Origin of the sequence: Diaphorobacter sp. LR2014-1 (assembly GCF_002916785.1) — a bacterium.
Taxonomy (GTDB): Bacteria; Pseudomonadota; Gammaproteobacteria; order Burkholderiales; family Burkholderiaceae_C; genus Diaphorobacter; species Diaphorobacter nitroreducens.
Map to the genome: position 1 here is coordinate 25,295 of NZ_MTBE01000009.1, position 25,439 is coordinate 50,733.

The following is a 25,439-nucleotide window of genomic DNA, read 5'->3' on the forward strand; positions in this document are numbered from 1 at the left end:
TTCAACCGGCCCCACGCCCGTCGCCCCCATGTCCTCTCAAGATTCCTCACCGGCCCGCTGGTACTTCGGCTGGAACATCGTGGCCGCGGCCACCGTGCTCACCGCCCTCACCGTGGGCCTGCGCCTGGGGCTGGGCCCGCTGTTCCTGCCCATGGCCGAGGATCTGGGCTTTTCGCGCAGCCTGCTGTCGTCCATCGTCGCCGTGGGCATGCTGTGCTACGGCGCGGCCATGCCGCTGGCGGGCTGGCTGGTGGCGCGCCGGGGCACGCGCTTCGTGCTGCTGGCGGGCACGGTCCTGCTGGTGGTGTCGACACTCTGGGCAGTGAACACGCGCACGCCGCTGGGGCTGCTGCTGAGCTTCGGCATCCTCATGTCCGTGGGCGCGGGATTCACCAGCCCGGTGGCGCTCACGCCGGTCATCAGCCGCTGGTTCAACCGCCGCCGGGGCATGGCGCTGTTCTTCTTGTCCACGGGCTCCATGGCCGGCATCGCCATCATGACGCCCGCGCTGGGCATGGCGCTGCAGCATCTGAGCTGGCAGGCCACGCTGCTGGGCTTTGCCGCGCTGTTCACCGCCGTCACCGTGCCCACGGCGTTGTGGGTGATCCGCGACGAGGCGCCTGCCGATGGCGATGCCCCGCTGCCCGGCAGCCCCATTCGTGCGGCGAACCCGGTGGCTCCCGCAGGGCAGCACTACACGGTGCTGCAGGCCATGCGCACCGGCACCTTCCTCAAGATCACGCTGGGCCTGTTCGCCTGCGGCTTCAGCATGAACCTGCTGGGCACGCACGGCATGCCCATGCTGATGGACCATGGCTTTGACGCCACCACCAGCGCCTTCGGCATCGGCCTGATCGGGCTGGTGGCCATTCCCAGCACCATGGTGCTGGGGCGCCTGGCCGACCGGCTGCCGCGGCGCAAGCTGCTGGCCGCCATCTATTGCGTGCGCGGCGTGGGGTTCTTCGCGCTGCTGCTGGCGGGCAATACCCTGGAGCTGTACGGCACCTCGGTGATCGGCGGCATTGCCTGGGCGGGCAGCATCGCGCTGTCGTCCGCCATCCTGGCCGACATGTTCGGCGTGCGGCTGGTGGGCGTGCTCTACGGCTGGGCCTACCTGGGGCATCAGGTGGGGGCCATGATCAGCGCCTGGCTGGGCGGCTGGGGCTATGAGCATTTCGGCACGCACTGGATCGCCTTCGGCCTGTCGGGCGCGCTGCTGATGGTGGCCGCGGGGGTGGCGCTGCTGCTGCCGGGGCGGCGCCCCCCGGCGCTGCCCACGCCCCAGGCGGCGGGCTGAGCGTTCACCGCCGGCCGCGCGCCCCCCGGGCAGCCGGCGCCACCTTGGGCGACAATGGCGGCCCTCGCGCACACCCCGCAGGCCCTTGGCTTGCAGCGCGCTCGATTCAACTTTCCCGCACCGCCATGACCTCTTCAACGACCGCACGCCGTGCGGCGCTGCGCCGCTTTGCCGCAGCCGCCGCCGCTGTCGCCAGCTTCTCTCCCTTCCTTTCCACCCAGGCCGCCGAGCCGCAGGTGCTGCGCGTATCCGCCATCCCCGACGAAGCGCCTACCGAACTGCAACGCAAGTTCAAGCCGCTGGGCGAATACCTGTCGCAGGCCACCGGCATGAAGGTGGTGTTCACCCCGGTAACCGACTACGCCGCCGTGGTCGAATCCCTGGCCACGCGCAAGCTGGACCTGGCCTGGCTGGGCGGCTTCACCTATGTGCAGGCGCGCATCCGCACGGGTGGTACGGCCATTCCGCTGGTGCAGCGGGAGGAGGACGCACGCTTTACCTCGCGCTTCATCACCGCCGACCCCACCATCCAGGGCCTGGCCGACCTCAAGGGCAAGACCTTTGCCTTTGGCGCTCCCTCGTCCACCTCGGGCAGCCTGATGCCGCGCTACTTCCTGCAGCAAGCCGGCGTCCAGCCCGAGCGGGACTTCAAGACCGTGGCCTATTCCGGCGCGCATGACGCCACCGTCGCCTTCGTGGCCGCCGGCAAGGCACAGGCCGGCGTGCTCAACGCCTCCGTCTGGGACAAGCTGGTCGAGACCAAGAAGGTGGACCCGTCCAAGGTACGGGTGTTCGCCACCACCCCACCCTACTTCGACTACAACTGGACCGTGCGCGGCGATCTCGATCCCGCCGTGGTGCAGAAGATCAAGGCCGCCTTCCTGGCGCTTGACCCGGCCAAGCCCGAGCACAAGGCCATCCTGGAACTGCAGCGCGCCTCACGCTTCATCGCCACCGAGCCGCGCAACTACGACGGCATCGAAGACGCCGCCAAGACGGCCGGCCTGCTGAAGTAAGCGCGCCGGCGCGCGCGGGCCTGGCCCAGGTAGCCCGCGCGTGCGCCATTGGCGTTTTTGATCAAATCAGCCCCTGGCGCTTGCTGGATAAGCGCTAGCAGCTATTGAAACAAGAGCAACCATGAGCTTCGAGCTGGACGGCGTGGATCTATGCCACCCCGGCGGCCATGTGGCGCTGCGCGGCATTACCCTGGCCGCGCGCCAGGGCGAGAGCCTGGCGCTGATCGGCCCCTCGGGGGCGGGTAAGACCACCCTGCTGAACCTGCTGGGCACAGCCCTGCCCGCCAGCGCCGGCCGCGTGCACGTGCTGGGCTCCGCCCTGGGCGCGTCGTCGCCCGACACGCCCCATGCTTCGTGGCCTCCGCCGCGTGCGCTGCGCGCGCGCATCGGCACCGTGCACCAGGCCCCGCCCCTGCCACCGCGCCAGCGCGTGGTGACCGCCGTGCTGGCCGGGCGCCTGGGCCAATGGCCCGCATGGAAGGCGCTGGCCTCGCTGCTGTACCCGGCCGACCTGCCCGGTGCGCACGCCGCGCTGCAGCGCGTGCAGTTGCAGGACAAGCTGTTCGCGCGCTGCGACCAGCTCTCGGGCGGGCAGCTGCAGCGCGTGGGCATTGCCCGCGTGCTGTACCAGCAGCCAGCGCTGCTGCTGGCCGACGAGCCCGTCTCTGCCCTTGACCCCACGCTGGCGCTGGCCACCGTGCAGCTGCTGGTGCAGGACGCGGCCGCACGTGGCGCCACGCTGGTCGCCAGCCTGCACGCGGTGGACCTGGCGCTGGCCTGCTTTGCGCGCGTGGTGGGCCTGCGCGAGGGGCGCATCGCCTTCGACCTGCCGGCCGGCGCGGTCACGCCCGATCTGCTGCAGGCGCTGTACGCCCCGCCCGGCGACGGCGCGCTCGCGCCGGATGAAACGCCCACGCCGCCCCCGACCACCAGCAGCTACGCCTCATGCCGCTGACGCACCCCGCCCCGCACCTGCGCGACCCGGCCGCACGCGGTCGGCTGGGCGGCGCGCTGCTGGCCGTGGTGCTGCTGTGGCCGCTGTTGCAGGCGTCGGGCTTTGACCTGGCCGCTCTGCTGGCGCCCGAGAACCTGCGCGTGCTGGGCGGGTTCCTGCGCCAGTTCCTGCCGCCTGAAACGGGGGCCGACTTCCTGGCCCTGCTGGCGCGCGCCACCCTGGAAACGCTGGCGATTGCCACTGCGGGGCTGGCATTGGCCTTCGTGCTGGCGGTGCCGTTGGCCTACTGGGCCAGCAACGCTGCACGCGAACGCCCCCGGCTGAACCCGGCAGCGCGCGGCGTGCTCACGGTGCTGCGCGGCATCCCCGAGCTGGTGTGGGCGCTGGTGTTCGTGCGCGTGTTCGGCCTGGGGCCGACGGCCGGCGTGCTGGCGCTGGGGCTGGCCTACGGCGGCATGCTGGGCAAGGTGTACGCCGAGATCCTTGAATCCGTGCCCGCCGCACCCGCCCAGGCGCTGGCGCGCAGTGGGGCGCGCCGGCCCATCGCTCTGCTCTACGGCCTGCTGCCGCAGGCGGCGCGCGAACTCACCTCCTACACCGTGTACCGCTGGGAATGCGCCGTGCGCGCCTCGGTGGTGATGGGCTTCGTGGGCGCGGGCGGGCTGGGCCAGCTCATGGACCAGGCCATGAAGATGCTCAACGGCGGCGAGGCGTGCACCATCCTTGTGACCTTCATGCTGCTGGTGCTGGCGGCCGATGCGCTGTCGGGCGGGCTGCGCCGCGCGCTGGATGCGCCCCCCGCGGCACGCGCCGCGCCGCTGGGCTGGCGCAGCGGCGCGTTGACCGCGACGGTGCTGGCCGCCCTGGCCGCCAGCCTGTGGCTGCTGGACATGGACCTGCCCGCGCTCTTCACCGCCGAGGCGGCGCGCAGCATGGCGGAGTTTGCCGGCGGCTTCTTCCCGCCCGAGCTGGGCGGCACCTGGCTGCGGCAGGTGGCGCGCGGCGTGTGGGAGACGCTGGCCATCTCCATCGTGGGCACGCTGCTGGCCGCCCTGCTGGCGCTGCTGCTGGCCCTGCCGCGCCGGCGCGTGGGCTGGAACCTGCTGCTGAACCTGCTGCGCTCGGTGCCCGAACTGGTATGGGCCACGCTCACCGCCCTGGCCGTGGGCCTGGGGCCGTTTGCCGGCGCACTGGCCCTGGCCCTGCACACCACGGGCGTGCTGGGTCGGCTGTATGCCGAGGCGCTGCAGAACACCCCGGCCACGGCCGCGCGTGCGCTGCGCCAGGCCGGCAGCGGCGGCGCCATGGCGTTCCTGTATGGCACGCTGCCCGGGGCGGCGCCGCAATTGGTGGCGTACACGCTGTACCGCTGGGAGATGAACATCCGCATGGCCGCCATCCTCGGCTTCGTGGGCGCGGGCGGCCTGGGGCAACTGCTGTACGTGGAGCTGTCGCTGTTCCACCATGCGCAGGCGGGCACGGTGATCCTGGCGATGCTGGTGCTGTCGGTTGCGGTGGACTGGGCCAGCGCGGCGCTGCGCCGCTGGATGGGCAGGGCCTAGGGCCTGTTCACACTATTTTTGCCAGATGCGTTGCGATCAAAAAGGGCCAGGCGCAAGGCGCCAAACGAAGCTGGGGTGCTACCCCAGCGAGGCTTGGCAACGCCGCGAATGGCCCTTTTTGATCGCAACCCGGAGGGAACGGAGTGAAAACCGCGCCATTNCGTCGTTGCCCTCCTAGCCAAGGCCCCGGCCTTGGCGTCGTCACGCGCCTAGATTGGCGCGGTTTTCACGCCATTCGCACTGGCAAAAATAGTGTGAACAGGCCCTAGTACCGCAACCGGGGAGTGGAGTAACAAAAGGCGATCGATGGCTTCGCCCCAAGGGCCAGGCGCGAACCGCAGCAGCGTCCGTGGCCATTGCGAGGATGGGCAACGCCGCCTCGCGGGCGAAGGCGCACTTTCATGTCCCAACACTTTCGGGTCGCAGCACTAGAACACCCCCAGCGCGAGCCCGGTGGCCAGCGCCTCGCCCAGCGCACGGCAGCGCTCCAGGTCCGCCGCGCCGATCTGCTTCGGGGCCAGGATCGCCTCGGGCGTCTGGGCGTGGGTGCAGACGATCAGCGGCTCGGCCACGGCCTTCAGCCGCCAGCCCGTGGCGATGCGGGCGATCTGGCGTGCGGCGTTCTGGCCGTCGCTGCCGGCGCAGACCAGGCTGGCGTAGGGCCGGCCATTGATGCGGTCCAGCACCGGGTAGTAGCAGCGATCGAAGAAGTCCTTGAGCTGGCCGCTGATGGCCGCCAGGTTTTCCGGCGTGGCGAACAGGTAGCCCTGCGCGGCCAGCACATCGTCCGGCCCCGCCTGCGCCGCGTGGAGCAGGCGCACCGATACGGCGGGCTCGGCCGCGGCGCCGGCGCGCGCGGCCTCGGCCATCTGGCGCGTGCCGCCGGTCAGCGAGTGGTAGACGATCAGCAGGGTCTGGAGCGCATCCATGCGGCAAGCATAGACCGTTGCCCATGCGGGCGACCACCACCCTGCGGAGAGCGCGTGGCGTCAGAACGCGTCTTCATCCAGTGCCGCGCAGGTCAGGTCCCGCTGGCGCACCACCTGCAGCCAGGCACCGATGCGCGGCAATTCATAGTGGTAAAAATAGCGTGCAGCGCCCATCCTTCCAGCGCTTACAGCTATTGAAAGAGTAGCATCCCGTGCGAGCACGCTGCACGCCACGTCCAGCCACACCCAGGCCAGCACCATATGGCCGAAGGCCTGCATATAGGGCACGGCGTTGGCCAACGCCTCGGTAGGGTTGCCGGTGGCCCAGGCGGCCTGCGTGGCTTCGCCCACGTCCTGCAGGGCCTGGGCCAGCTGGTCCGCCCAGGCGGCGAGTTCCGGATGCTTGCGCGCCTGGGCAATGGTGGCGCCAATGGTGCGCGCCAGCAGCTGCAGGCCTGCGCCGCCCTGCATCACCACCTTGCGGCCCAGCAGGTCGGCGGCCTGGATGCCGTGCGTGCCCTCGTGGATCATGTTCAGGCGGTTGTCGCGCCAGTACTGCTCCACGGGAAAGTCGCGCGTGTAGCCGTAGCCGCCGTGGATCTGGATCGCCAGGCTGTTGGCCTCCAGGCAGAACTCGCTGGGCCAGCTCTTGGCGATGGGGGTCAGCACCTCCAGCAGCAGCCTCGCGTCCTGCGCCGCCTGCGGCTCGCCCGTGCGGCCCTCGTCCACCAGCCGCGCGCAGTACAGGTTGAGCGCCAGCGCGCCCTCGCAGTAGCTCTTTTGCGCAAGCAGCATGCGCTTGATGTCCGCATGGCGGATCAGCGGCACGGGCGGCTGGCTGGCGTCCTTGCCGGCACTGCCGGCGGCGCTGGTGCTGCCCTGTACCGGGCGGCCCTGCAGCCGCGTTCTGGCGTAGTCCAGGCTGGCGTAGTAGCCTGCCAGGCCCAGCGTGGTTGCCGCCATGCCGATGGCGATGCGTGCCTCGTTCATCATGTGGAACATGCACTTCAGGCCCTCGCCCGGCCGCCCCACGAGGTAGCCGATGGCGCCGGCTCCGCCGCGCACGGGGTACCTGCCCTCGCCAAAATTCAGCAGCGTGTTGGTGGTGCCGCGCCAGCCCAGCTTGTGGTTCAGACCGGCCAGCGCCACGTCGTTGCGCTCGCCCGTCAGTTGGCCATCGGTATCCACCAGCTTCTTGGGCACGATGAAGAGCGAAATGCCCTTCACTCCCGGCACCAGCTTGCCGTCCGGCCCGGGGATCTTGGCGAGCACCAGGTGCACGATGTTCTCGGTCAGCTCGTGGTCGCCCGAGCTGATCCACATCTTGTTGCCGCGCAGGCGGTAGCGCGGGCCCAGCGGGTCGACCTCGAAGTCTGCGCCGTCGGCCTCGGCGCGCGTGGTGATGTCGCTCAAGGACGAGCCTGCCTGCGGCTCCGAAAGGCACATGGTGCCCGCCCAGCGGCCGTTGAATTCATTGGCGGCGAACACCTGCTGCTGCAGGGGCGTTCCGTGCACCAGGATGGCGTTGGCGTTGCCCGTAGTCAGCAGGTTGGAGCCAATGCTGATCGACGCGCAGCCAAAGAAACTGTTGGCCGCCGACTCCACGACATACGGCAGTTGCATGCCGCCCAGCGCGTAGTCCTGTGCCGCGCTGAGCATGCCGCTGTCGGCAAACGCCTGGCGTGCGTCGTGCGTGCATTGGGGCAGGATGACGCGCTCACCGTCGAACTGGGGCTCCTGCGTGTCCACCGTGCGGTTGAACGGCGCGTACTTCTCGCGCGCGATGCGCTCGCAGGTGTCCAGCACAGCGTCAAACGTCTCGCGCGAGTGGTCCGCAAAGCGCTCGCGCGCATTGAGCGATTCAGCCTGGAGCCATTCGTAGAGCAGGAAGTCGAGCGTGGAGCGCAGGGAGGTGGTCATGCGCGAAATTATGGAAGGGACGGGCCGATGAAGCCTGTCCGCTGGGTGACGCGCACCGCGGGGGTCCATTGGATCGCGCGCTGGAACACCGGGGCTTTGGCCAAATCACCGTCTCGGCGTCTCGGTATTGCCCGTCATTCAGGCGTACGAAGGGGTGGCCATTGACGGCCCGGCCGTTTCGACGCGGTTGCGTCCCGCGGCTTTGCCACGGTACAGAGCCGCGTCGGCTTGTTGCAGGGCCGCCTCCAAGGCGTGTGCATCTGCAAAGCCCTGTGAAACCCCGACCGTGACCGTGCACTGCAGCGGATGACCGCCCTCTGCAATGTCGATGGTTTGCGTCTCGATGGCTGCACGCAATCGCTCCGCCATGTGCATGGCCCCGGGAAAGTCGGTGTTCAGGCAGATCACCGCGAACTCTTCCCCGCCCAGACGGCTTACCAAATCGCCACGGCGCGCCGTGGCCTGGAGTATCTCCGCAACGCGGCACAGGACGGTGTCTCCGGCGTGGTGGCAGTAGGTGTCGTTGATCCGCTTGAAGTGGTCAACGTCGACAACGAGCAAGTGCGCATGCTCCGCCCGGCGCTGGTTGAAAGACAGTTGCAGCGCCTCGGTGAGACCTCGCCGATTGAGCAACTGCGTCATCGGGTCCCGCGCAGCGATATGGCGCAACTGATCGGTCAAGCGGCGCAGAACCAGCCAGACGATCGATGGCGGCAGCACCGTGGCCAGGAATGACATGTAGATGTAGAACACCAGCTGGAACTGGCGGTCCATCTGCAATGCATCCAGGCCGCCATCCAGAAGCTTCATGAACTTGAGCGCGTTAAGTACGCATAGGCCGCTGATCAGCGCGGCAAAAAAGACCATCTCGCCATACAGATCCTTGGCAAATGTGCGAGCGCCGTAGATCACCGTCAGGGCCATCACAAAAAACAGGAGTGCCGATCCCCCTGAAAGCATGGCGTAGCGTGCCACCGGCCCCAAGCTCCATTGCACCAGTACCTGCGCAAGGCTGTAGAGCGCCCCAAATACGAGAAGTGGAGACAGCAAGGGGACGGCGTGCCCAAAGAAACGCATGGCTCCGAGCCAGTAAACCACCAGGGAGGCCAGCGTCAGCGTGTGGTTCACCACACTCATCGGACTCCAGGCGGGGCCGCCCTCCAGCAGCTGCAGCACATAGGCGGAGCCCAGTAGAAAGTTGCCGAGCGCGAAAAGATCCATCCCCATTTTTTGCCCATGCAGCCGTTTGCTGATCAGCAAGAACATCACCGCAAAGCACAGCAGATGCGCGCAGAGCATGCCAACGAGAACGCTTGCGACCATGGGGATATTCAAAGGGGACTTGGCCGACCCTTAGGGCGAGTCGTCCAAGCCATGACGACGGGCAGGGATTGTTGTAACAACCAGTAATTCAGAGAAGTTTAATCGTCCGCACACGCAGCCGCCTGCTGGGCGGAACTTCAGGACGCTTGCAGCACCCTCCAGCGGCTGGCCCGCTGCGTCCGCTCCCTGTACAGGAACCCGTGTCACAAAAATATCGCTCGGTTCTCCTGCTACCGCCCATGCAGCAATCGCAGACAGCTATCAAAATAAAAGCAAACGCCCCGCGCAGACCACATCGTCTGCGCGGGGCGCTTGTTGTTTCAGTCCGAAAGCGGATCGGCGCTTACAGCACTTCAAACACGCCCGCCGCGCCCATGCCGCCACCGATGCACATGGTCACGCACACGCGCTTGGCACCGCGGCGCTTGCCTTCGATGAGGGCGTGGCCCGTGAGGCGTTGGCCCGAAACACCGTAGGGGTGGCCCAGAGCGATGGCGCCGCCGTTCACGTTCAGGCGGTCGGCGGGAATGCCCAGCTTGTCGCGGCAGTACAGTACCTGCACGGCGAAGGCTTCGTTCAGCTCCCACAGGTCGATGTCCTGCACCGTCAGGCCCAGTTTCTTGAGCACCTTGGGTACGGCGAACACGGGGCCGATGCCCATTTCGTCAGGCTCGCAACCGGCCACGGCAAAGCCCAGGAAGCGGCCCAGCGGCTGGAGGTTGTTGCGAGCAGCGTAGTCCTCGCCCACCACCACGCAGGCGCCCGCGCCGTCCGAGAACTGGCTGGCGTTGCCCGCCGAGATCAGCCCGCCAGGCATGGCCGGGCGGATACCGCTGATGCCTTCCTTGGTGGTGCCCTCGCGCGTACCCTCGTCGCGGCTCACGGTGACCTGCTTGGTGATCAGGCCCAGCGTCTTGTCGGCGATACCCGCGGTGACGGTGATGGGCGCGATCTCGGCGTCGAACAGGCCGGCTGCCTGGGCGGCGCAGGCCTTTTGCTGGCTGGCGGCGCCGTACTCGTCCATCGCGTCGCGGCCGATGTGGTAGCGCTTGGCCACCTGCTCGGCGGTCTGCAGCATGCTCCAGTAGATCTCGGGCTTTTGCTTGGCCAGGGCCAGGTCCTGGATCATGTGCAGGTTCATTTCCTGCTGCACGCACGAGATGCTTTCCACGCCACCAGCCACATACACCTCGCCCTCGCCCGCGATGATGCGCTGCGCGGCGGTGGCGATGGTCTGCAGGCCCGAGGAGCAGAAACGGTTGATGGTCATGCCCGATGTGGTGACGGGCAGGCCAGCCTTGAGCGCGATCTGGCGCGCGATGTTCATGCCGGTGGCGCCTTCGGGATTGGCGCAGCCCATGATGACATCATCGACGGCGGCGGGGTCAATGCCCGCGCGCTGCACGGCGTGCTGCACGGCGTGGCCGCCCAGCGTGGCGCCGTGGGTCATGTTGAACGAGCCCTTCCAGCTCTTGGCGAGCGGCGTGCGGGCGGTGGAAACGATCACTGCGGAGGTCATTGCAATATTCCTTGTTCTGCGTGCTTCAGGCGGACGAACGGGCGCTCAGGCAAAGGCCTTGCCTTCGGCGGCCAGCCGGGCCAGCAGCGGCGCGGGCTCCCAGGCGCGTGCGTCATCCAGCGGGTTGCGGGCAAAGCGCTTCATGGACTGCACCACGTTGAACAGGCCCACTTCGCTGGCGTAGTGCATGGGACCGCCGCGGTGGATGGGGAAACCGTAGCCGGTCAGGTACACCATGTCGATGTCGCCCGACTTGCTGGCGATGCCCTCTTCCAGGATCTTGGCGCCCTCGTTGACCAGCGCATAGACCAGGCGCTGCACGATCTCCTCGTCGCTCACCTTGCGCGGCGTGATGCCCAGGGCCTTGCGGTGCTCCTCGATCATCTGGTTCACCACGTCGCTGGGAATCGCGTCACGCTTGCCAGCCTGGTAGTCGTACCAGCCCGCCCCGGTCTTCTGGCCGAAGCGTCCCATCTCGCACAGCAGGTCGGCCGTCTTGCTGTACTTCATGTCGGGCTGCTCGACGGCGCGGCGCTTGCGGATGGCCCAGCCGATGTCGTTGCCGGCCAGGTCGCCCATGCGGAACGGGCCCATGGCGAAGCCGAACTTCTCGATGGCCTTGTCCACCTGCTCGGGCGTGCAGCCTTCGTCCAGCAGGAAGCCGGCCTGCTGGCTGTAGCGCTCGATCATGCGGTTGCCGATGAAACCGTCGCACACGCCGGAGACCACGGCCGTCTTCTTGATCTTCTTGGCCAGGGCCATCACGGTGGCCAGCACGTCCTTGGCCGTGGCCTTGCCGCGCACCACTTCCAGCAGCTTCATCACGTTGGCGGGACTGAAGAAGTGCATGCCCACCACGTCCTGCGGACGCTGGGTGAAGGCGGCGATCTTGTCCACGTCCAGCGTGGAGGTGTTGGACGCCAGGATGGCGCCGGGCTTGGCCACGGCGTCGAGCTGCTTGAACACGGCTTCCTTCACGCCCAGTTCCTCGAACACGGCCTCGATGATCAGGTCGCAGTCCTTCAGGTCGGCATAGTTCAGCGTAGTGGACAGCAGGGCCATGCGCTGCTGGTACTTGTCTTCCTTGAGCTTGCCCTTCTTGACCTGGGCTTCGTAATTCTTCTGGATCGTGCCGATGCCGCGGTCCAGCGCCTCCTGCTTCATCTCCAGGATGGTCACGGGGATGCCCGCGTTCAGGAAGTTCATGCTGATGCCGCCACCCATGGTGCCCGCACCGATCACGCCGACCTTCTTGATGTCCCGCTTGGGAGTCTCGGACGGGACGTCGGGGATCTTGCTCGCGGCACGCTCCGCAAAGAACAGGTGGCGCAGCGCGCGCGACTCGGGCGTCCACATCAGGTTGATGAACAGCTCGCGCTCGTACGCCAGGCCGTCGGCAAACTTGCGCTTGGTGGCCGCCTCCACGGCGTCCACGCACTTGGCGGGCGCGGGGAAGTTCTTGGCCATGCCCTTGACCATGTTGCGCGCGAACTGGAAGTACGCATCGCCCTCGGGGTGCTTGCACGGCAGGTTGCGTACCAGCGGCAGCGGGCGCACGTCCGCCACGCTTCGGGCGAAGGCCAGCGCTTCCTCGGCCAGCGATTCGGGCGACGCGGCCATCTTGTCGAACAGCTTCTGGCCGGGCACGGCGCCGATCATCTCGCTCTTGACCGGCTCGCCGCTGACGATCATGTTCAGCGCTGCCTCCACACCCACCACGCGCGGCAGGCGCTGCGTGCCACCCGCGCCGGGCAGGATGCCCAGCTTCACCTCGGGCAGCGCCACGTTGCAGCCGGGCGCGGCCACACGGTAGTGGCAGCCCAGGGCCAGCTCCAGCCCGCCGCCCATGCAGACGGTGTGGATGGCAGCCACCACGGGCTTGGTGCAGTTCTCGACAGCGTTGATGACGGAGTGCAGATTGGGCTCCTGCAGCGACTTGTCGGTGCCGAACTCCTTGATGTCGGCGCCGCCCGAGAAGGCGCCGCCCGCGCCGGTGATGACGATGGCCTTGACGGCCGCGTCGGCCTGGGCGCGATCGAGGCCATCGACGATGCCCTGGCGCGTGGCCAGGCCAAGCCCGTTGACGGGCGGGTTGTTGAGGGTGATCACGGCCACGTCGCCGTGGACTTGGTATTCAGCCGTCATGCTGTCGTTCCTCTTGAATCTCGGGTGGATGAAAGAAAAGTACGCTCGTGCGTTTTTAGTACGCAAGTCTAGAGGCAGGGGTCGCAGTTTTTTGTCTCAGCCGGGACAAGCACGCCGCGCACACCGACATCTAACTATCCTTTTGATAGCTAACAGCGCTCATCCACAAAGGGCTAGAGGCCAATGAGGCCCTCAAACCTCCAGCCACTCCTTGCGTACATAGCTGTTGGCACGCAGCTCGTCGGGCGTGCCCTGAAAGACGATGCTGCCGTGCCCCATGACCAGCGCGCGGTCGGAGATGGTCATGGCGATGGTGAGCTTCTGCTCGATGAGCAGCACGGAGATGCCTCGCTGCTTGAGCCGCGTGAGGTACTCGCCCACCAGTTCGACGATTTTGGGCGCCAGCCCCTCGGTGGGCTCGTCGATGATGATGAGGTCGGGGTCACCCATGAGCGTGCGGCACAGGGTCAGCATCTGCTGCTCGCCGCCGGACATGACGCCCGCCTCGATGTTGCGGCGCTCCTTCAGGCGCGGGAACATCTCGTACATGTCGTCAAAGCTCCAGCGGCTATCCCTGCCACTGCCCTTCTGGCCCAGCAGCAGGTTCTGGTGCACGGTGAGGTTGGGAAACACGTCGCGGCTTTCGGGCACGTAGCCGATGCCCAGATGGGCGATCTCGTAGGCCTTCCTGCCATTGAGGTCCTGGCCCTTCCACTGCAGCGTGCCTTGCCAGTCCACCAGGCCCATCACGGCCTTGGCCGCGGTGGAGCGGCCGGAGCCGTTGCGGCCCAGCAGCGCGACGATCTCGCCCGGCTGCACGTCAAATCCCACGCCGTGCAGCACATGGCTCTTGCCGTAGTAGGCGTGCAGGTTCTCGACTTTCAGCATGTCTCAATGTCCCCCGGCCTGCTGCGCGGCAATGACGGAGCCCAGGTAGGCTTCCTGCACGCGCGGGTTGGCGCGCACGTTCTCGGGTGTGTCGAAGGCGATCACCTCGCCATACACCACCACGGCGATCTTGTCGGCCAGGCCGAAGACCACGCCCATGTCGTGCTCCACGGTCAGCAGGGTGCGGCCCTGCGTGACCTCCTTGATGAGGTGGATGAAGCGCGTGGTCTCGCTCTTGCTCATGCCCGCAGTGGGCTCATCCAGCAGGATCACGCTGGCGCCGCCGGCAATGGTGATGCCGATCTCCAGAGCGCGCTGCTCGGCATAGGTCAGGTTCATGGCCAGGGTGTCACGCTTCTTGTCCAGCTTGATCATCTCCATGAGCTGCGTGGCCCGGTCGTTGGCATCCTGCAACCTGGACAGGAAGCGCCAGAAAGCATAGCGGTACCCCAGGCTCCACAGCACGCCGCAGCGCAGGTTCTCGAACACGCTGAGCTTGGGAAAGATGTTGGTGATCTGGAAGCTGCGCGACAGCCCCATGCGGTTGATCTCGAACGGCTGCTTGCCGTCGATGCGCGCGCCGTGCAGCAGCACCTCGCCGCTGGTGGGCGCGAACCGCCCGCTGACGAGGTTGAACAGCGTGGACTTGCCCGCGCCGTTGGGTCCGATGACAGCCACGCGTTCGCCGGGCCGTACCGCCAGGTTGGCGCCGCGGATGATCTCGGTCTTGCCGAAGCTCTTGCGCAGGTCGCGCAGCTCCAGCGCATAGGTTGCCTGGTCCGCCATCAGCCTGCCTCCCCACGCTTGATCTCGTGCTCGATCTCTTCCTGGATCGCACCCCACTGCCGCATGAACTGCCTGCGACAGAGTTCGAACAGACCCACGCCGGTCACCAACACGAAGCCGGCGCCGAACCAGCTCGCCACGCTCTTGGCGTTCAGCGTCGCACCCAGAAACTCCAGCTGCGGCCCCAGCGCCTCGTTCAGCTGCAGGTGATAAGTCATTTCGATCATCGCTGCAGCCCCCAGCACCGCCACCAGTGCCGTTCCACCCAGCGCCAGGTAGGCGCTGATGATGCCGCGCAGCTTGCCGTACTTGGCCAGGCGCAGATTCATCATGATCAGGCTGGCTATGCCGCCGGGCGCATACATGACCATGAAAAGGAACACCAGGCCCAGGTACAGCAGCCAGGCCTTGGACAGCTCGGACAGCAGCACCGACGCCAGCACCAGCAGCACGGCGCCGATGATGGGGCCGAAGAAGAACGTGGCCCCGCCCAGGAAGGTGAACAGCAGGTAGCTGCCCGAGCGCACCACGCTCACGCTGTCGGCGGCCGTGACGATCTCGAAGTTGATGGCCGCCAGCGCCCCGCCGATGCCCGCGAAGAACCCGGCGATGATGAAGGCGAAGTAGCGTACGCGCTGCGTGTTGTAGCCGATGAACTCCACACGCTCGGGGTTGTCGCGCACGGCGTTGAGGATGCGCCCCAGCGGCGTGCCCGTGAAGGCGAACATGGCGGCCGTGCACACGAAACAGTACGCGGCGATCAAGTAGTACACCTGGATCGCCGGACCGAACGTGATGCCCAGTACCGGCTGGCCGTACACGCGGTCCGTGGTGATGCCGCCTTCGCCCCCGAAGAACTCGGGGAACATCAGCGCCATGGAGGCCACGAGTTCGCCGATGCCCAGTGTGATCATCGCGAAGGTGGTGCCGGACTTCTTGGTGGTGACATAGCCCAGCAGCACGGCGAAGAACATGCCCGCCAGCCCTCCCACCAGCGGCATCAGCACCAGCGGGATGGGCAGTCGCCCGTCGCTGGCCATGTTGATGGCGTGCACCGCCAGGAACGAGCCCAGGCCGGTGTACACGGCGTGGCCGAAGCTCAGCATGCCGCCCTGCCCCAGCAGGATGTTGTACGACAGGCAGATGATGATCGCGTAGCCGATCTGCGACAGCATCGTCAGCGCCAGGCTGCTGGTGAACAGTTGGGGCGCCACGATGAGCGCCAGGGCAAACAGGCTCCAGATGACGATGCGCCCCACATTCAAGGGCTTGAAGCGGTAGTACCGCACGGCGCCCCCGGCGGCCGCGGTCGAAGGTGCAGAGGAAGTGGTGTGCATGGCCTTTCAATCCTCCCGCGTGCCCAGCAGGCCCTTGGGCCGGAAGATCAGGATCAGAACGAGGAACAGGTACGGCAGGATCGGCGCCACCTGCGAGATAGTGAGCTTGAATAGCGGGTAGCCAAAGGTCTGTTCGGTGACCTGGACGCCCAGGCGGGCGAAGGCATGCACCAGCGAATAGTCCAGCGCCACCGCAAAGGTCTGCACCAGTCCAATGATGAGTGACGCCAGGAACGCCCCCGCCAGCGACCCCATGCCCCCTACCACCACCACCACGAAGATGATGGAGCCCACCGAGGCCGCCATGGCCGGCTCGGTCACGTAGGTATTGCCGCCGATCACGCCGGCCAGCCCCGCCAGCGCGCAGCCGCCGCCAAACACCAGCATGAACACGCGCGGCACGTTGTGGCCCAGGGCCTCCACCATGTGCGGATGCTTGAGCGCCGCCTGGATCACCAAACCGATGCGGGTGCGCGTGAGCAGCAGCCACACCGACAGCAGCATCAGCACCGCCACCAGCATGACGAAGGAGCGCGACTTGGGAAACTGCGTGCCGTACAGGGTGAAGAGCGGCCCCTGCAGTTGCGCAGGCAGGCCATAGGGCACGGTGGAGCGCCCCCACACCAGCTGCACCACCTCCAGGATCAGGTACGACAGGCCAAAGGTGACCAGCAGCTCGGGCACATGGCCGAACTTGTGCACGCGGCGCAGCGCATAGCGCTCGAAGACCGCGCCCAGCGCCCCCACCAGCAGCGGTGCCACCACCAGCGCGGGCCAGAAGCCGATGGCACCCGACAAGGTGTACGCAAAGTACGCGCCCAGCATGTAGAAACTGGTGTGCGCGAAGTTGAGCACGCCCATCATGCTGAAGATCAGCGTCAGCCCCGAACTCAGCATGAACAGCAGCAGACCGTAGCTGACGCCGTTGAGCAGGGAGATCACGAAAAACTCAAGATTCATCGCAAGACCGCGCAGCAGGTGAAAATAAGGCCCGAGGAGACTCGGGCCCCAAAGGTCGTCCCACCAGGAACTACATCAGGAAGGCCGCTTCATCTGGCACGACGTGGGCGTGCTGGCCACATAGGGCTCGTAGTACTTCACCGGCACGAAGGTGTAGCCGGTGTTCTCGGCATCGCGGGGATACTTGTCGCCCGCCTTTTCCCAGCGGGTCACGAACAGGCCCTGCTGCAACTGGTGGTCGGACTTGCGCATCTCCACTTCGCCGTTGAAGCTGTTGAACTTCATGCCTTCCATCGCAGCAGCCACCTTCACGGGGTCGGTGGACTTGGCCTTCACGAAGGCGGAATCCAGCATGGAGAAGGCGTGGTACACGGCGCCGGTGTACATGTCGTCGTTGAACTTCTTCTTGTAGTCGCCCACGATGCGACCGATCTCGCCCGGCAGGTTCAAGTGGTTGTACGACACCATGTACACCCGGCCCGCGGCGCCTGCGCCCATGGCCGTGGGGCTGCCCGTCACGCCACCGTAATAGGTGTAGAAGTTCACGTTGTTCAGGCCCGCATCATTGGCGGCCTTGATGAGCAGCGCGAGGTCGGAGCCCCAGTTGCCCGTGATCACCGTGTCCGCACCCGACTGCTTGATCTTGGCGATGTAGGGCGCGAAGTCGCGCACCTGCGCCAGCGGGTGCAGGTCGTCGCCCACGATCTGCACGTCGGGGCGCTTGCGCTTGAGGTTCTCCTTGGCGTACTTGGAGACCTGATGTCCGTGCGAATAGTTCTGGTTGATCAGGTACACCTTCTGGACCTCAGGATGGTCCTTGATGAAGGTGGTCATGGCCTCCATCTTCATGGAGGTGTCGGCATCCAGGCGGAAGTGCCAGTAGCTGCACTTGCTGTTGGTGAGGTCAGGGTCCACCGCCGCGTAGTTCAGGTAGACGACTTCCTTGCCCGGGTTGCGCGCGTTGTGCTTTTCCAGTGCGTCGATGATGGCCAGCGCAGGGCCCGAACCATTGCCCTGCACCACGTAGCGCGCGCCCTGGTCCATAGCGGAGCGCAGTGCGCTGGTAGTCTCCTGCGGGCTGAGCTTGTTGTCGATGCCGATGATCTCGAACTTCACGCCCGACGCATTCTTCTTGTTGAACTCCTCGGAGATGAACTGGAAGCTCTTGAGCTGGTTGGTGCCCACCGCGGCCATGAGGCCCGACAGCGGATCGAGCCAGGCGATCTTGACGGTTTCTCCTTTTTGGGCGAATGCGCCACCAGCACATGCAAATACTGCGCTAGCAGCTACCATTTTGATAGCGAACTTCATGCCTCGTCTCCTTGTGAGAATGAATACGCCGCAGCGTACAAGGGATGCAACGAGGCGCCGTTCAGGGATTGCCCCTAGCAGCTATCACCCATGTGACCGGCGCGCAGGAACAGTCCCTTGCGCACCGGCCGGCGCGCTCACAGGCCGGGCAATTGGTAGCCCGCCAGTTGCTCGCGCAGGCGGGTCTTGAGCATCTTGCCGGTGGCGCCCAGCGGGATCGCATCGACGAACACCACGTCATCGGGGATCTGCCACTTGGCGGTCTTGCCCTCGTAGAACTTGAGCAGTTCCTCGCGCGTGACCTGGGCGCCCGGACGCAGGGCCACCACGACGATCGGGCGTTCATCCCACTTGGGGTGCGGCATGCCGACACAGGCCGCCATCGCCACGGCGGGGTGCGCCATGGCGATGTTCTCGATGTCGATGGAGCTGATCCACTCGCCGCCGGACTTGATCACATCCTTGCTGCGGTCGGTGATCTGCATGAAGCCATCCGGGTCGATGGTGGCCACGTCGCCCGTGGGGAACCAGCCCCGGCCCTGCTCGTCCTTGACGAGCGGGCTCTCGCCCTTGTAGTAGCTGTCCAGGATCCAGGGGCCGCGTACCAGCAGGTCGCCATAGCTCTTGCCGTCCCAGGGCTGCTCCTGGCCATCGGCGCCGACGATCTTCATGTCCACGCCATAGATGGCACGGCCCTGCTTTTGCAGGATGTGCATCTGCTCGTCCTTGCCCATCTGCAGGTGCTTGTTCTTGAGCGTGCACAGCGTGCCCAGCGGGCTCATCTCGGTCATGCCCCAGGCGTGCAGCACGGACACGCCGTACTCGTCCTGGAAGGCCGTGATCATGGCGGGCGGGCAGGCCGACCCGCCGATGACCGTGCGGCGCAGGGTGCTGAACTTCAGGCCCGCGGACTTCACATGGTTGAGCAGCATCTGCCACACGGTGGGCACGCCCGCGGCAAAGGTCACGCCCTCGGCCTCGATGAGGTCATGGACCGACTTGCCGTCCAGCGCCGGGCCGGGGAAGACCACCTTGCAGCCCGTGAGGGCCGCCGAGTACGGGATACCCCAGGCGTTGACGTGGAACATCGGCACCACGGGCAGCACCGCGTCGCGCGCCGAGAGGTTCATCACATCGGGCAGCGCAGCGGCATAGGCATGCAGCGTGGTGGAGCGGTGGCTGTACAGCGCCGCCTTGGGGTTGCCCGTGGTGCCGCTGGTGTAGCACATGCTGGACGCGGAGTTCTCGTCGAACGTGGGCCACTGGTATTCGGCCGACGCGCCGCCGATCCAGTCTTCATAGCTGGTAAGGCCGGGGATGCCCGAGTCCGCAGGCAGCTTGTCGCTGTCGCATAGCGCCACCCATTTCTTGACCGTGGGGCACTTGGCATGCACCGCCTGCACCAGCGGCAGGAAGGTCATGTCGAAGCACAGCACCTGGTCCTCGGCATGGTTCACGATCCAGGCGATCTGGTCAGGGTGCAGGCGCGGGTTGATGGTGTGCAGCACGCGGCCCGAGCCGCTCACGCCGAAGTACATCTCCATGTGGCGGTAGCCATTCCAGGCGAGCGAGGCCACGCGGTCGCTGAACTGCAGGCCCAGCGCATCCAGGGCATTGGCCAGTTGGCGCGAACGCCGGGCCAGGTCGCGATAGGTGTAGCGATGGATGTCCCCCTCCACGCGGCGCGAGACGATTTCCCCGTCGCCATGGTGACGCTCGGCGAACGAGATCAACGAGGAAATCAAGAGAGGTTGGCTCTGCATCAGGCCCAGCATGGATGCTCCTTTGGTAATGAATTGTGGGTGTACGAAGACTGCGCCATCGTAGCGGGGAACATGGGGCTTTCCAGCCACGGAGCCATCCGGAGAAATCCCACGTTCGCGCCGGCCCCCGCGCACAAGGCCTTGGCCCAGGGCGGGGCATAGGGGCCCGGGGGACAATCCCCGCATGACGTTTGCCCCCACCCCTGACGCTACCCCGGTCGCGCCACTGGTGCCCGCCTGGCAGCCGGGCTTCGCCGCGCTGGGCTCGGCCTTCTTCACGCCGCTGCGCCCCACTCCCCTGCCCCAGCCTCACTGGGTGGGCACCAGCGCCGAGGTAGGCGCCTTGCTGGGCCTGCCCGAAGCCTGGCAGCAGCGCGACGACGCACTGCAGGCCTTCACAGGCAACGCCCTGCTGCCCGGCAGCCAGCCGCTGGCCAGCGTGTACAGCGGCCACCAGTTCGGCGTGTGGGCCGGCCAGTTGGGCGATGGCCGTGCCATCCTGCTGGGCGAAACCGCCACGGGCCAAGAGGTGCAGCTCAAGGGCAGCGGGCGCACGCCCTATTCGCGCATGGGCGACGGCCGCGCCGTGCTGCGATCGTCGATCCGCGAATTCCTGTGCAGCGAAGCCATGCACGCGCTGGGCATACCGACCACGCGCGCGCTGTGCGTGACCGGTTCGCCCGCGCCCGTGCAGCGCGAGGAGGTGGAAACCGCCGCCGTGGTCACGCGCGTAGCGCCCAGCTTCATCCGTTTCGGCCACTTCGAGCACTTCGCGGCGCGCGGCCACGAAGCCGAGCTGCGCGCCCTGGCCGACTACGTGATCGACCGCTACTACCCCGACTGCCGCCGCTCGCAGGAATGGGAAGGCAACGCCTACGCCGCACTGCTGCATGCCGTGAGCGAGCGCACCGCTGCACTGCTGGCGCAATGGCAGGCCGTGGGTTTTTGCCATGGCGTCATGAACACCGACAACATGAGCATCCTGGGCCTCACGATGGACTACGGGCCTTTCCAGTTTCTGGATGCTTTCGACCCCGGACACATCTGCAATCACAGCGACGTACGCGGCCGCTACGCCTTCGACCGCCAGCCCAGCGTGGCGTACTGGAACCTGTTGTGTCTGGCCCAGGCGCTGCTGCCGCTGATCGGCGAGGTGGACACGGCGCGCGCCGCGCTGCAGTCGTACGAAGGCAGCTTTGGCCGGCAGTTCCTGGCGCGCATACGCGCCAAGCTCGGCCTGCAGCAGGCGCGCGAAGGCGACGCCGCATGGGTCGATGGTCTGTTGCGCCTGCTGGCCGCCGACCGCGTGGACTACCCCATCTTCTGGCGTCGGCTGTCCGGTGCAGTAGCCACGGAGGATTTCGAACCCGTGCGCGATCTGTTCCTGGACCGTGCAGCTCTGGACGCCTGGTTGCTACAATATAAGGAGCTATTAGCGCTTGATGGATGGGCGCTAGCAGCCGATTTGATGCATAAAACCAACCCGCGCGTCGTGCTGCGCAACCACCTGGGCGAACAGGCGATTCGCGCCGCGAAACTCGGGGACTTCTCCGAACTCCAAACATTGCAAAGGTTGCTGGCGCGCCCCTTCGACGACCACCCGGGGCACGAGGCCTACGCCGGCTTTCCGCCCGACTGGGCGTCCTCCATCTCCATCAGCTGTTCCTCATGACCTACCCCATCCAGAAAACCGAAGACGAATGGCAGGCGCTGCTGCAGGCCAAGGGCGCCGAGCCCGCGGCTTACCAGGTCACGCGTCACGCGGCCACCGAGCGGCCCTTCAGCGGCAAGTACGAAGGCCACTGGGCCGACGGCAGCTACCACTGCGTCTGCTGCGGCGCCAAGCTGTTCGACTCCGACACCAAGTTCGACGCGGGCTGCGGCTGGCCCAGCTTCTCGCTTGCCGTGCCCGGTGCCATTCGGGAGATCGAGGACCGCAGCCACGGCATGGTGCGCACCGAGACCGTGTGTGCACAATGCGGGGCCCACCTGGGCCATGTATTCCCCGACGGCCCGGCTCCTTCGGGTCTGCGCTATTGCATGAACTCCGCCTCGCTCGATTTCGAACCCCCGGCGCCATGAAACTGCTCATCGACTTCTTTCCGATCATCCTGTTCTTCGCCGCATTCAAGGTCTGGGGCATCTACGTGGCCACGGCCGTGGCGATTGCCGCCACCGTCGTGCAGATCGGTTACATCCGCCTCAAGCACGGCAAGGTCGAACCCCTGCAATGGCTGAGCCTGGGCGTCATCGTGCTGTTCGGCGGCGCCACCCTGCTGGCACACAGCGAAACCTTCATCAAATGGAAGCCCACCGTGCTCTACTGGCTCATGGGCGGCACCTTGCTCGTCGGCCAGTTGATGTTCCGCAAAAACTTCATCCAGTCACTCATGGGCGCTCAGATCGATCTGCCCGCGCCCGTGTGGCGCAACCTGAACTGGGGCTGGACGGGCTTTTTCGCCACCATGGGTGTACTCAATCTGTGGGTGGCCTACAACTTCGACACCGACACCTGGGTGAACTTCAAACTGTTCGGAGGCATCGGCCTGATGTTCGCCTTCGTCATTGCCCAGGCGCTGTACCTGAGCCGCCACGTCAAGGATGAGGGCGATGCCGCGCCCAAGGACCTGCAACCATGAACACCACGCCCTCCATCGCTATCACGGCAGAGGCCATGGCCGAACGCCTGCGCGCCGCACTATCGCCCACCCATCTGGAAGTGGTGGACGAAAGCTGGCAGCACGAAGGCCATGCCGGCGCCAATGGAACCGGGTTTGGCACCCATTTCCGCGTGCGCATCGCGTCACCGTTATTTACAGGCAAGCGCAAGGTTGCACAGCATCGCCTTGTGTATGATGCGCTGCAGATTTTCATTGACCAAGGCGCCCACGCCATTGCCATTGAAACTCTCTGAAACAACCCCGATCCAAGGGCGTTGCAGCCAGTCGTCTGCAGCCTATTTCCCAATCAGTGGATTCTCAATGAAGAAAAAGCTCTTGTCCGGCCTCGTGGCCGCAGCCGTGCTGGGCACGATGGCATTGCCCGTTGCCGCGCAAAACCTCGCCATCGTCAATGGCAAGGCGGTTCCCAAGGAACGTGCCGAAGTCCTGAAGCAGCAGGTGGAGCGTTCGGGCCGCCCGGTCACGCCCGAACTGGAAAACCAGATCAAGGAAGAAGTAATCGCCCGCGAGATCTTCATGCAGGAAGCGCAAAAGCGCGGCCTGGAAGGCTCTGCCGATTACAAGGCCCAGATGGAGTTGGCACGCCAGACCATTCTGATCCGTGAACTGTTCGCGGATTTCCAGAAGAACAACCCCGTGACCGATGCCGAGATCCAGGCCGAGTACGACAAGTTCGTGGCCGCCAACGCTGGCAAGGAATACAAGGCCAGCCACATCCTGGTCGAAAAGGAAGACGAGGCCAAGGCCATCATTGCTTCCATCAAGAAGGGTGGCAAGTTCGAGGACATTGCGAAGAAGCAATCCAAGGACCCCGGATCCGGCGCCCGCGGTGGCGCCCTGGACTGGGCCAGCCCGAGCAGCTACGTGGCTGAGTTCACGGAAGCGCTGGTGAAGCTGGAGAAGGGCAAGATGACCCAGACTCCCGTGAAGAGCCAGTTCGGCTGGCACGTCATCCGCCTGGACGATGTGCGCGAAGCCCAGCTGCCGAAGCTGGAAGAGGTCAAGCCCCAGATCGCCCAGCAACTGCAGCAGCAGAAACTGGCGAAGTTCCAGGAAGACCTGCGCGCCAAGGCCAAGGTGGAGTAACCACTACAGGCGCCTCGCGCACGACAACGCGGCCTTCGGGCCGCGTTTTTTTATGCCCGTCCCGCCAGCCAGCCAGCCAGCAACAGTCCTCCGATCAAGACGGGCTGGTGCAGCATGTAATAGCTGAGGCTATAGCGTCCCAAACCAGCCAGGGGCGCTACCACACGCGGCAACGGGCGGGACAGCCAGCCGTCCGAACGCACAACGAGCCACTGCCCCGCCGCCATCCCCCACCACATGACGCCCAGCCACGGAAAGAGCGGCACATAGTCTTCGGTAAAGGGCTTTCGCGAAATCCAGCCCAACCAGTTAAGGCCCCGTCCATTGAATAGGGGCGCCCATTCTGAAAGAGGCCCCTGCAGCGCCCAGCCTGCGACCCAAGGCGACACCAGTGCCAGCAGCCCGGCCAACCACAGCCACCCGCCCCATCCCGCCGTCAGCCGCGTGATGACGAGCATCACTGCCATGCCGTGCAGCACCCCAAAGTAAATGAAGCTGCGCGGGAACATCAGAAAAGAACCAACCGTTACCAGCAATGCACAGGCCGTGATCTGGCTCCAGCGACGGGCGAAACGCGCCCACCCAACCTGACGTTGCCAAGCCACCGCTTGTGCCAGCCCCGCACATCCCAGGAACAGACTGACGATGAGGGTTCGCTGCACAGTCCACAAGGGATCTGCCCGGAAGTCCTGGGGCCAGTAGCCAAAATGGCTGAGGTCGAAGCAGAAATGGAAGGCCGTCATCCACACCATGGCGAACCCGCGCAATGCGTCCAGTCGGTCATGGCGTGTCTCGGCAGTTTTTTGAGCGGTCGTCAGCAAAACGCATCCCACAAGTCCAGGAAAAAGGCTGGCGCTTCAAGCCAGCCTTCAATGATCACCCTCCCCAGTACTCGCCCGATCAGGACAACCCAGCAAGCAGGGGGAGGTGTCAAATTATGGGGTGCGTATCACGGCGACGCCGCCGCATTAAGGTTTCTTTGCAGACGTTGACTCGTTCACCAAATTCATAGCAGGCTCCCCGGCGCTGGACTGCTCTGCCTCCTGGAGTCGGCCGGCCCGGTTTGCATAGGTGGACTCATCGCCACCCGCTCCAAAGCGTCGCGCCTGGCCGCCATCCGCCGCATTTTCACCATCCACAATAGGCTCGTCCGTGGAGTCGTCCCGCATACCGTAGTTGTTGAAATGTCCACGGTCGCGTGCGCGTTGTTTCTGGTCTGCCGCCAGCCTTTCGGAAAGAGGCGCCGTACCAAATACTGCTTCTTCAGACATGCTTCTGCTCCTGCAATGAAAAAATCATCCTAGGAAGACAGGAACGGCACTGATGTAAGACGGTGCCGGGGAAGCCCAGCGGGAATTGTCTGTCACCTAGCCAGCGAACATGACAGTCCGCAAAATCAAAAACAAAAGGGGTTAGGTCAATAGACCTAACCCCTTGATTCAATTGGTCGGAGCGGCGGGATTCGAACTCGCGACCCTCTGCTCCCAAAGCAGATGCGCTACCAGGCTGCGCTACGCTCCGACAGCTGGCATTCTAACCTGCCAGATTCTGTTCACCGCCAAAAATCGGCGGTATTTGTCACACTCAGCGATTGCCAGATGACGAGCCGGTGCCCGGCCCAGGGCCGCGCCCTGCAAGGTGGCGGAAAGTGATACGGCCCTTGGTCAGGTCGTAGGGCGACATTTCCAGCGACACCTTGTCGCCTGCCAGGATGCGGATATGGTGCTTGCGCATCTTGCCGCCGGTATAGGCGATGAGTTGGTGGCCGTTGTCCAGCGTCACGCGAAAGCGCGAATCCGGCAGGACTTCGGTCACGCTACCCTGCATTTCAATCAGTTCTTCTTTGGCCATGTGTGTGGTCAGTCTCTTGATAACAATTATCTATGGCGGCGCCTGGAAAAAGCCGATGCGTCCACTAACCCAAGGGCCGCATCGGCCCTTGAGGGGCTCGAAGCAAGGTG

At 65.7% G+C, this 25,439-nt stretch carries 23 protein-coding genes and 1 tRNA gene; 9 read left to right on the forward strand and 15 right to left on the reverse strand.

Annotation, left to right across the window (positions count from 1 at the left end):
* The first annotated feature begins 28 nt into the window (after positions 1 to 28).
* The 4 genes from BV908_RS09250 to BV908_RS09265 all read left to right on the forward strand — a co-directional run bounded on the left by BV908_RS09250 (position 29) and on the right by BV908_RS09265 (position 4,830).
* Positions 29 to 1,297 carry an MFS transporter gene (locus tag BV908_RS09250; protein ID WP_172751379.1) on the forward strand — a complete coding sequence of 423 codons (1,269 nt, stop codon included), beginning with the start codon at positions 29 to 31 and terminating at the stop codon, positions 1,295 to 1,297.
* Between the two features lie 125 nt (positions 1,298 to 1,422).
* A complete protein-coding gene (locus tag BV908_RS09255; protein WP_103737952.1) occupies positions 1,423 to 2,313 on the forward strand; it encodes a putative selenate ABC transporter substrate-binding protein in 891 nt (296 codons plus the stop codon).
* A gap of 121 nt (positions 2,314 to 2,434) precedes the next feature.
* Positions 2,435 to 3,268 carry an ATP-binding cassette domain-containing protein gene (locus tag BV908_RS09260; protein WP_011804961.1) on the forward strand — a complete coding sequence of 278 codons (834 nt, stop codon included), beginning with the start codon at positions 2,435 to 2,437 and terminating at the stop codon, positions 3,266 to 3,268.
* Positions 3,259 to 4,830 (forward strand): ABC transporter permease subunit, encoded by a 1,572-nt coding sequence (locus BV908_RS09265; protein WP_103737953.1) that lies wholly within the window; start codon positions 3,259 to 3,261, stop codon positions 4,828 to 4,830. Before BV908_RS09260 ends, BV908_RS09265 begins: the two co-directional genes overlap by 10 nt.
* Positions 4,831 to 5,258: 428 nt before the next feature.
* Here BV908_RS09265 and BV908_RS09270 read toward each other — a convergent pair whose 3' ends face one another.
* The 11 genes from BV908_RS09270 to BV908_RS09320 all read right to left on the reverse strand — a co-directional run bounded on the left by BV908_RS09270 (position 5,259) and on the right by BV908_RS09320 (position 19,723).
* The gene (locus BV908_RS09270; protein WP_103737954.1) at positions 5,259 to 5,759 is read right to left on the reverse strand and encodes an NAD(P)H-dependent oxidoreductase; all 501 of its coding nucleotides are present in this window, start codon (positions 5,757 to 5,759) and stop codon (positions 5,259 to 5,261) included.
* Between the two features lie 60 nt (positions 5,760 to 5,819).
* Positions 5,820 to 7,679, reverse strand: a complete 1,860-nt coding sequence (locus BV908_RS09275; RefSeq protein WP_103737955.1) for an acyl-CoA dehydrogenase — start codon at positions 7,677 to 7,679, stop codon at positions 5,820 to 5,822.
* A gap of 138 nt (positions 7,680 to 7,817) precedes the next feature.
* Positions 7,818 to 9,002 carry a GGDEF domain-containing protein gene (locus tag BV908_RS09280; RefSeq protein ID WP_103737956.1) on the reverse strand — a complete coding sequence of 395 codons (1,185 nt, stop codon included), beginning with the start codon at positions 9,000 to 9,002 and terminating at the stop codon, positions 7,818 to 7,820.
* Between the two features lie 343 nt (positions 9,003 to 9,345).
* Positions 9,346 to 10,521 (reverse strand): acetyl-CoA C-acyltransferase, encoded by a 1,176-nt coding sequence (locus tag BV908_RS09285; RefSeq protein ID WP_011804956.1) that lies wholly within the window; start codon positions 10,519 to 10,521, stop codon positions 9,346 to 9,348.
* Positions 10,522 to 10,566: 45 nt separating this feature from the next.
* Positions 10,567 to 12,666: a 3-hydroxyacyl-CoA dehydrogenase NAD-binding domain-containing protein gene (locus tag BV908_RS09290; protein WP_103737957.1), complete on the reverse strand. Its 2,100-nt coding sequence runs from the start codon at positions 12,664 to 12,666 to the stop codon at positions 10,567 to 10,569.
* Between the two features lie 192 nt (positions 12,667 to 12,858).
* Positions 12,859 to 13,554 carry an ABC transporter ATP-binding protein gene (locus BV908_RS09295; RefSeq protein WP_015913514.1) on the reverse strand — a complete coding sequence of 232 codons (696 nt, stop codon included), beginning with the start codon at positions 13,552 to 13,554 and terminating at the stop codon, positions 12,859 to 12,861.
* A gap of 3 nt (positions 13,555 to 13,557) precedes the next feature.
* Entirely contained in the window at positions 13,558 to 14,340 is a 783-nt protein-coding gene (locus BV908_RS09300) for an ABC transporter ATP-binding protein (RefSeq protein ID WP_011804953.1), read from the reverse strand.
* Positions 14,340 to 15,677: a branched-chain amino acid ABC transporter permease gene (locus BV908_RS09305; RefSeq protein ID WP_103737958.1), complete on the reverse strand. Its 1,338-nt coding sequence runs from the start codon at positions 15,675 to 15,677 to the stop codon at positions 14,340 to 14,342. Before BV908_RS09305 ends, BV908_RS09300 begins: the two co-directional genes overlap by 1 nt.
* A 6-nt stretch (positions 15,678 to 15,683) precedes the next feature.
* Positions 15,684 to 16,637 (reverse strand): branched-chain amino acid ABC transporter permease, encoded by a 954-nt coding sequence (locus tag BV908_RS09310; protein WP_011804951.1) that lies wholly within the window; start codon positions 16,635 to 16,637, stop codon positions 15,684 to 15,686.
* A 75-nt stretch (positions 16,638 to 16,712) separates the two neighbouring features.
* Positions 16,713 to 17,948 carry a branched-chain amino acid ABC transporter substrate-binding protein gene (locus BV908_RS09315; protein WP_103737959.1) on the reverse strand — a complete coding sequence of 412 codons (1,236 nt, stop codon included), beginning with the start codon at positions 17,946 to 17,948 and terminating at the stop codon, positions 16,713 to 16,715.
* Between the two features lie 137 nt (positions 17,949 to 18,085).
* Entirely contained in the window at positions 18,086 to 19,723 is a 1,638-nt protein-coding gene (locus BV908_RS09320; protein WP_011804949.1) for a 3-(methylthio)propionyl-CoA ligase, read from the reverse strand.
* A 172-nt stretch (positions 19,724 to 19,895) separates the two neighbouring features.
* Here BV908_RS09320 and BV908_RS09325 point away from each other — a divergent pair, with 172 nt between their 5' ends.
* The 5 genes from BV908_RS09325 (at position 19,896) to BV908_RS09345 (ending at position 23,478) form a co-directional block, all read left to right on the forward strand.
* Positions 19,896 to 21,383 (forward strand): protein adenylyltransferase SelO, encoded by a 1,488-nt coding sequence (locus tag BV908_RS09325; RefSeq protein ID WP_103737960.1) that lies wholly within the window; start codon positions 19,896 to 19,898, stop codon positions 21,381 to 21,383.
* A complete protein-coding gene (msrB, locus tag BV908_RS09330; RefSeq protein WP_011804947.1) occupies positions 21,380 to 21,793 on the forward strand; it encodes a peptide-methionine (R)-S-oxide reductase MsrB in 414 nt (137 codons plus the stop codon). The genes BV908_RS09325 and msrB overlap by 4 nt, the downstream gene beginning before the upstream one ends.
* On the forward strand, positions 21,790 to 22,350 hold the full coding sequence (locus BV908_RS09335; protein WP_103737961.1) for a septation protein A: 561 nt from the start codon (positions 21,790 to 21,792) through the stop codon (positions 22,348 to 22,350). Before msrB ends, BV908_RS09335 begins: the two co-directional genes overlap by 4 nt.
* The gene (locus BV908_RS09340) at positions 22,347 to 22,625 is read left to right on the forward strand and encodes a BolA family protein (protein ID WP_011804945.1); all 279 of its coding nucleotides are present in this window, start codon (positions 22,347 to 22,349) and stop codon (positions 22,623 to 22,625) included. Before BV908_RS09335 ends, BV908_RS09340 begins: the two co-directional genes overlap by 4 nt.
* Before the next feature lie 67 nt (positions 22,626 to 22,692).
* The gene (locus BV908_RS09345; RefSeq protein ID WP_103737962.1) at positions 22,693 to 23,478 is read left to right on the forward strand and encodes a peptidylprolyl isomerase; all 786 of its coding nucleotides are present in this window, start codon (positions 22,693 to 22,695) and stop codon (positions 23,476 to 23,478) included.
* Positions 23,479 to 23,528: 50 nt separating this feature from the next.
* Here BV908_RS09345 and BV908_RS09350 read toward each other — a convergent pair whose 3' ends face one another.
* From BV908_RS09350 to infA, 4 genes are all read right to left on the reverse strand, one after another.
* Positions 23,529 to 24,299: a heparan-alpha-glucosaminide N-acetyltransferase gene (locus BV908_RS09350; RefSeq protein WP_047351391.1), complete on the reverse strand. Its 771-nt coding sequence runs from the start codon at positions 24,297 to 24,299 to the stop codon at positions 23,529 to 23,531.
* Positions 24,300 to 24,446: 147 nt separating this feature from the next.
* Positions 24,447 to 24,749, reverse strand: coding sequence for a hypothetical protein (locus BV908_RS09355; RefSeq protein WP_047351392.1), 303 nt, complete (start codon positions 24,747 to 24,749; stop codon positions 24,447 to 24,449).
* A 173-nt stretch (positions 24,750 to 24,922) separates the two neighbouring features.
* Positions 24,923 to 24,999, reverse strand: a tRNA-Pro gene (locus BV908_RS09360).
* A gap of 63 nt (positions 25,000 to 25,062) precedes the next feature.
* Positions 25,063 to 25,329 (reverse strand): translation initiation factor IF-1, encoded by a 267-nt coding sequence (gene infA, locus BV908_RS09365; protein ID WP_011804941.1) that lies wholly within the window; start codon positions 25,327 to 25,329, stop codon positions 25,063 to 25,065.
* Between the last annotated feature and the right edge of the window lie 110 nt (positions 25,330 to 25,439).

What these genes read in the sequence shown, in the direction of transcription:
- BV908_RS09325 (WP_103737960.1), top strand. Translation starts at nt 19,896, where the DNA reads ATGACGTTTGCCCCCACCCCTGACGCTACCCCGGTCGCGCCACTGGTG.
- BV908_RS09315 (WP_103737959.1), bottom strand. Translation starts at nt 17,948, where the DNA reads ATGAAGTTCGCTATCAAAATGGTAGCTGCTAGCGCAGTATTTGCATGT.
- BV908_RS09290 (WP_103737957.1), bottom strand. Translation starts at nt 12,666, where the DNA reads ATGACGGCTGAATACCAAGTCCACGGCGACGTGGCCGTGATCACCCTC.
- BV908_RS09355 (WP_047351392.1), bottom strand. Translation starts at nt 24,749, where the DNA reads ATGTCTGAAGAAGCAGTATTTGGTACGGCGCCTCTTTCCGAAAGGCTG.
- BV908_RS09280 (WP_103737956.1), bottom strand. Translation starts at nt 9,002, where the DNA reads ATGGTCGCAAGCGTTCTCGTTGGCATGCTCTGCGCGCATCTGCTGTGC.
- BV908_RS09345 (WP_103737962.1), top strand. Translation starts at nt 22,693, where the DNA reads ATGAAGAAAAAGCTCTTGTCCGGCCTCGTGGCCGCAGCCGTGCTGGGC.
- BV908_RS09320 (WP_011804949.1), bottom strand. Translation starts at nt 19,723, where the DNA reads ATGCTGGGCCTGATGCAGAGCCAACCTCTCTTGATTTCCTCGTTGATC.
- BV908_RS09335 (WP_103737961.1), top strand. Translation starts at nt 21,790, where the DNA reads ATGAAACTGCTCATCGACTTCTTTCCGATCATCCTGTTCTTCGCCGCA.
- BV908_RS09275 (WP_103737955.1), bottom strand. Translation starts at nt 7,679, where the DNA reads ATGACCACCTCCCTGCGCTCCACGCTCGACTTCCTGCTCTACGAATGG.
- BV908_RS09295 (WP_015913514.1), bottom strand. Translation starts at nt 13,554, where the DNA reads ATGCTGAAAGTCGAGAACCTGCACGCCTACTACGGCAAGAGCCATGTG.
- BV908_RS09285 (WP_011804956.1), bottom strand. Translation starts at nt 10,521, where the DNA reads ATGACCTCCGCAGTGATCGTTTCCACCGCCCGCACGCCGCTCGCCAAG.
- BV908_RS09305 (WP_103737958.1), bottom strand. Translation starts at nt 15,677, where the DNA reads ATGCACACCACTTCCTCTGCACCTTCGACCGCGGCCGCCGGGGGCGCC.
- infA (WP_011804941.1), bottom strand. Translation starts at nt 25,329, where the DNA reads ATGGCCAAAGAAGAACTGATTGAAATGCAGGGTAGCGTGACCGAAGTC.
- BV908_RS09300 (WP_011804953.1), bottom strand. Translation starts at nt 14,340, where the DNA reads ATGGCGGACCAGGCAACCTATGCGCTGGAGCTGCGCGACCTGCGCAAG.
- BV908_RS09255 (WP_103737952.1), top strand. Translation starts at nt 1,423, where the DNA reads ATGACCTCTTCAACGACCGCACGCCGTGCGGCGCTGCGCCGCTTTGCC.
- msrB (WP_011804947.1), top strand. Translation starts at nt 21,380, where the DNA reads ATGACCTACCCCATCCAGAAAACCGAAGACGAATGGCAGGCGCTGCTG.
- BV908_RS09260 (WP_011804961.1), top strand. Translation starts at nt 2,435, where the DNA reads ATGAGCTTCGAGCTGGACGGCGTGGATCTATGCCACCCCGGCGGCCAT.
- BV908_RS09310 (WP_011804951.1), bottom strand. Translation starts at nt 16,637, where the DNA reads ATGAATCTTGAGTTTTTCGTGATCTCCCTGCTCAACGGCGTCAGCTAC.
- BV908_RS09270 (WP_103737954.1), bottom strand. Translation starts at nt 5,759, where the DNA reads ATGGATGCGCTCCAGACCCTGCTGATCGTCTACCACTCGCTGACCGGC.
- BV908_RS09340 (WP_011804945.1), top strand. Translation starts at nt 22,347, where the DNA reads ATGAACACCACGCCCTCCATCGCTATCACGGCAGAGGCCATGGCCGAA.
- BV908_RS09265 (WP_103737953.1), top strand. Translation starts at nt 3,259, where the DNA reads ATGCCGCTGACGCACCCCGCCCCGCACCTGCGCGACCCGGCCGCACGC.
- BV908_RS09250 (WP_172751379.1), top strand. Translation starts at nt 29, where the DNA reads ATGTCCTCTCAAGATTCCTCACCGGCCCGCTGGTACTTCGGCTGGAAC.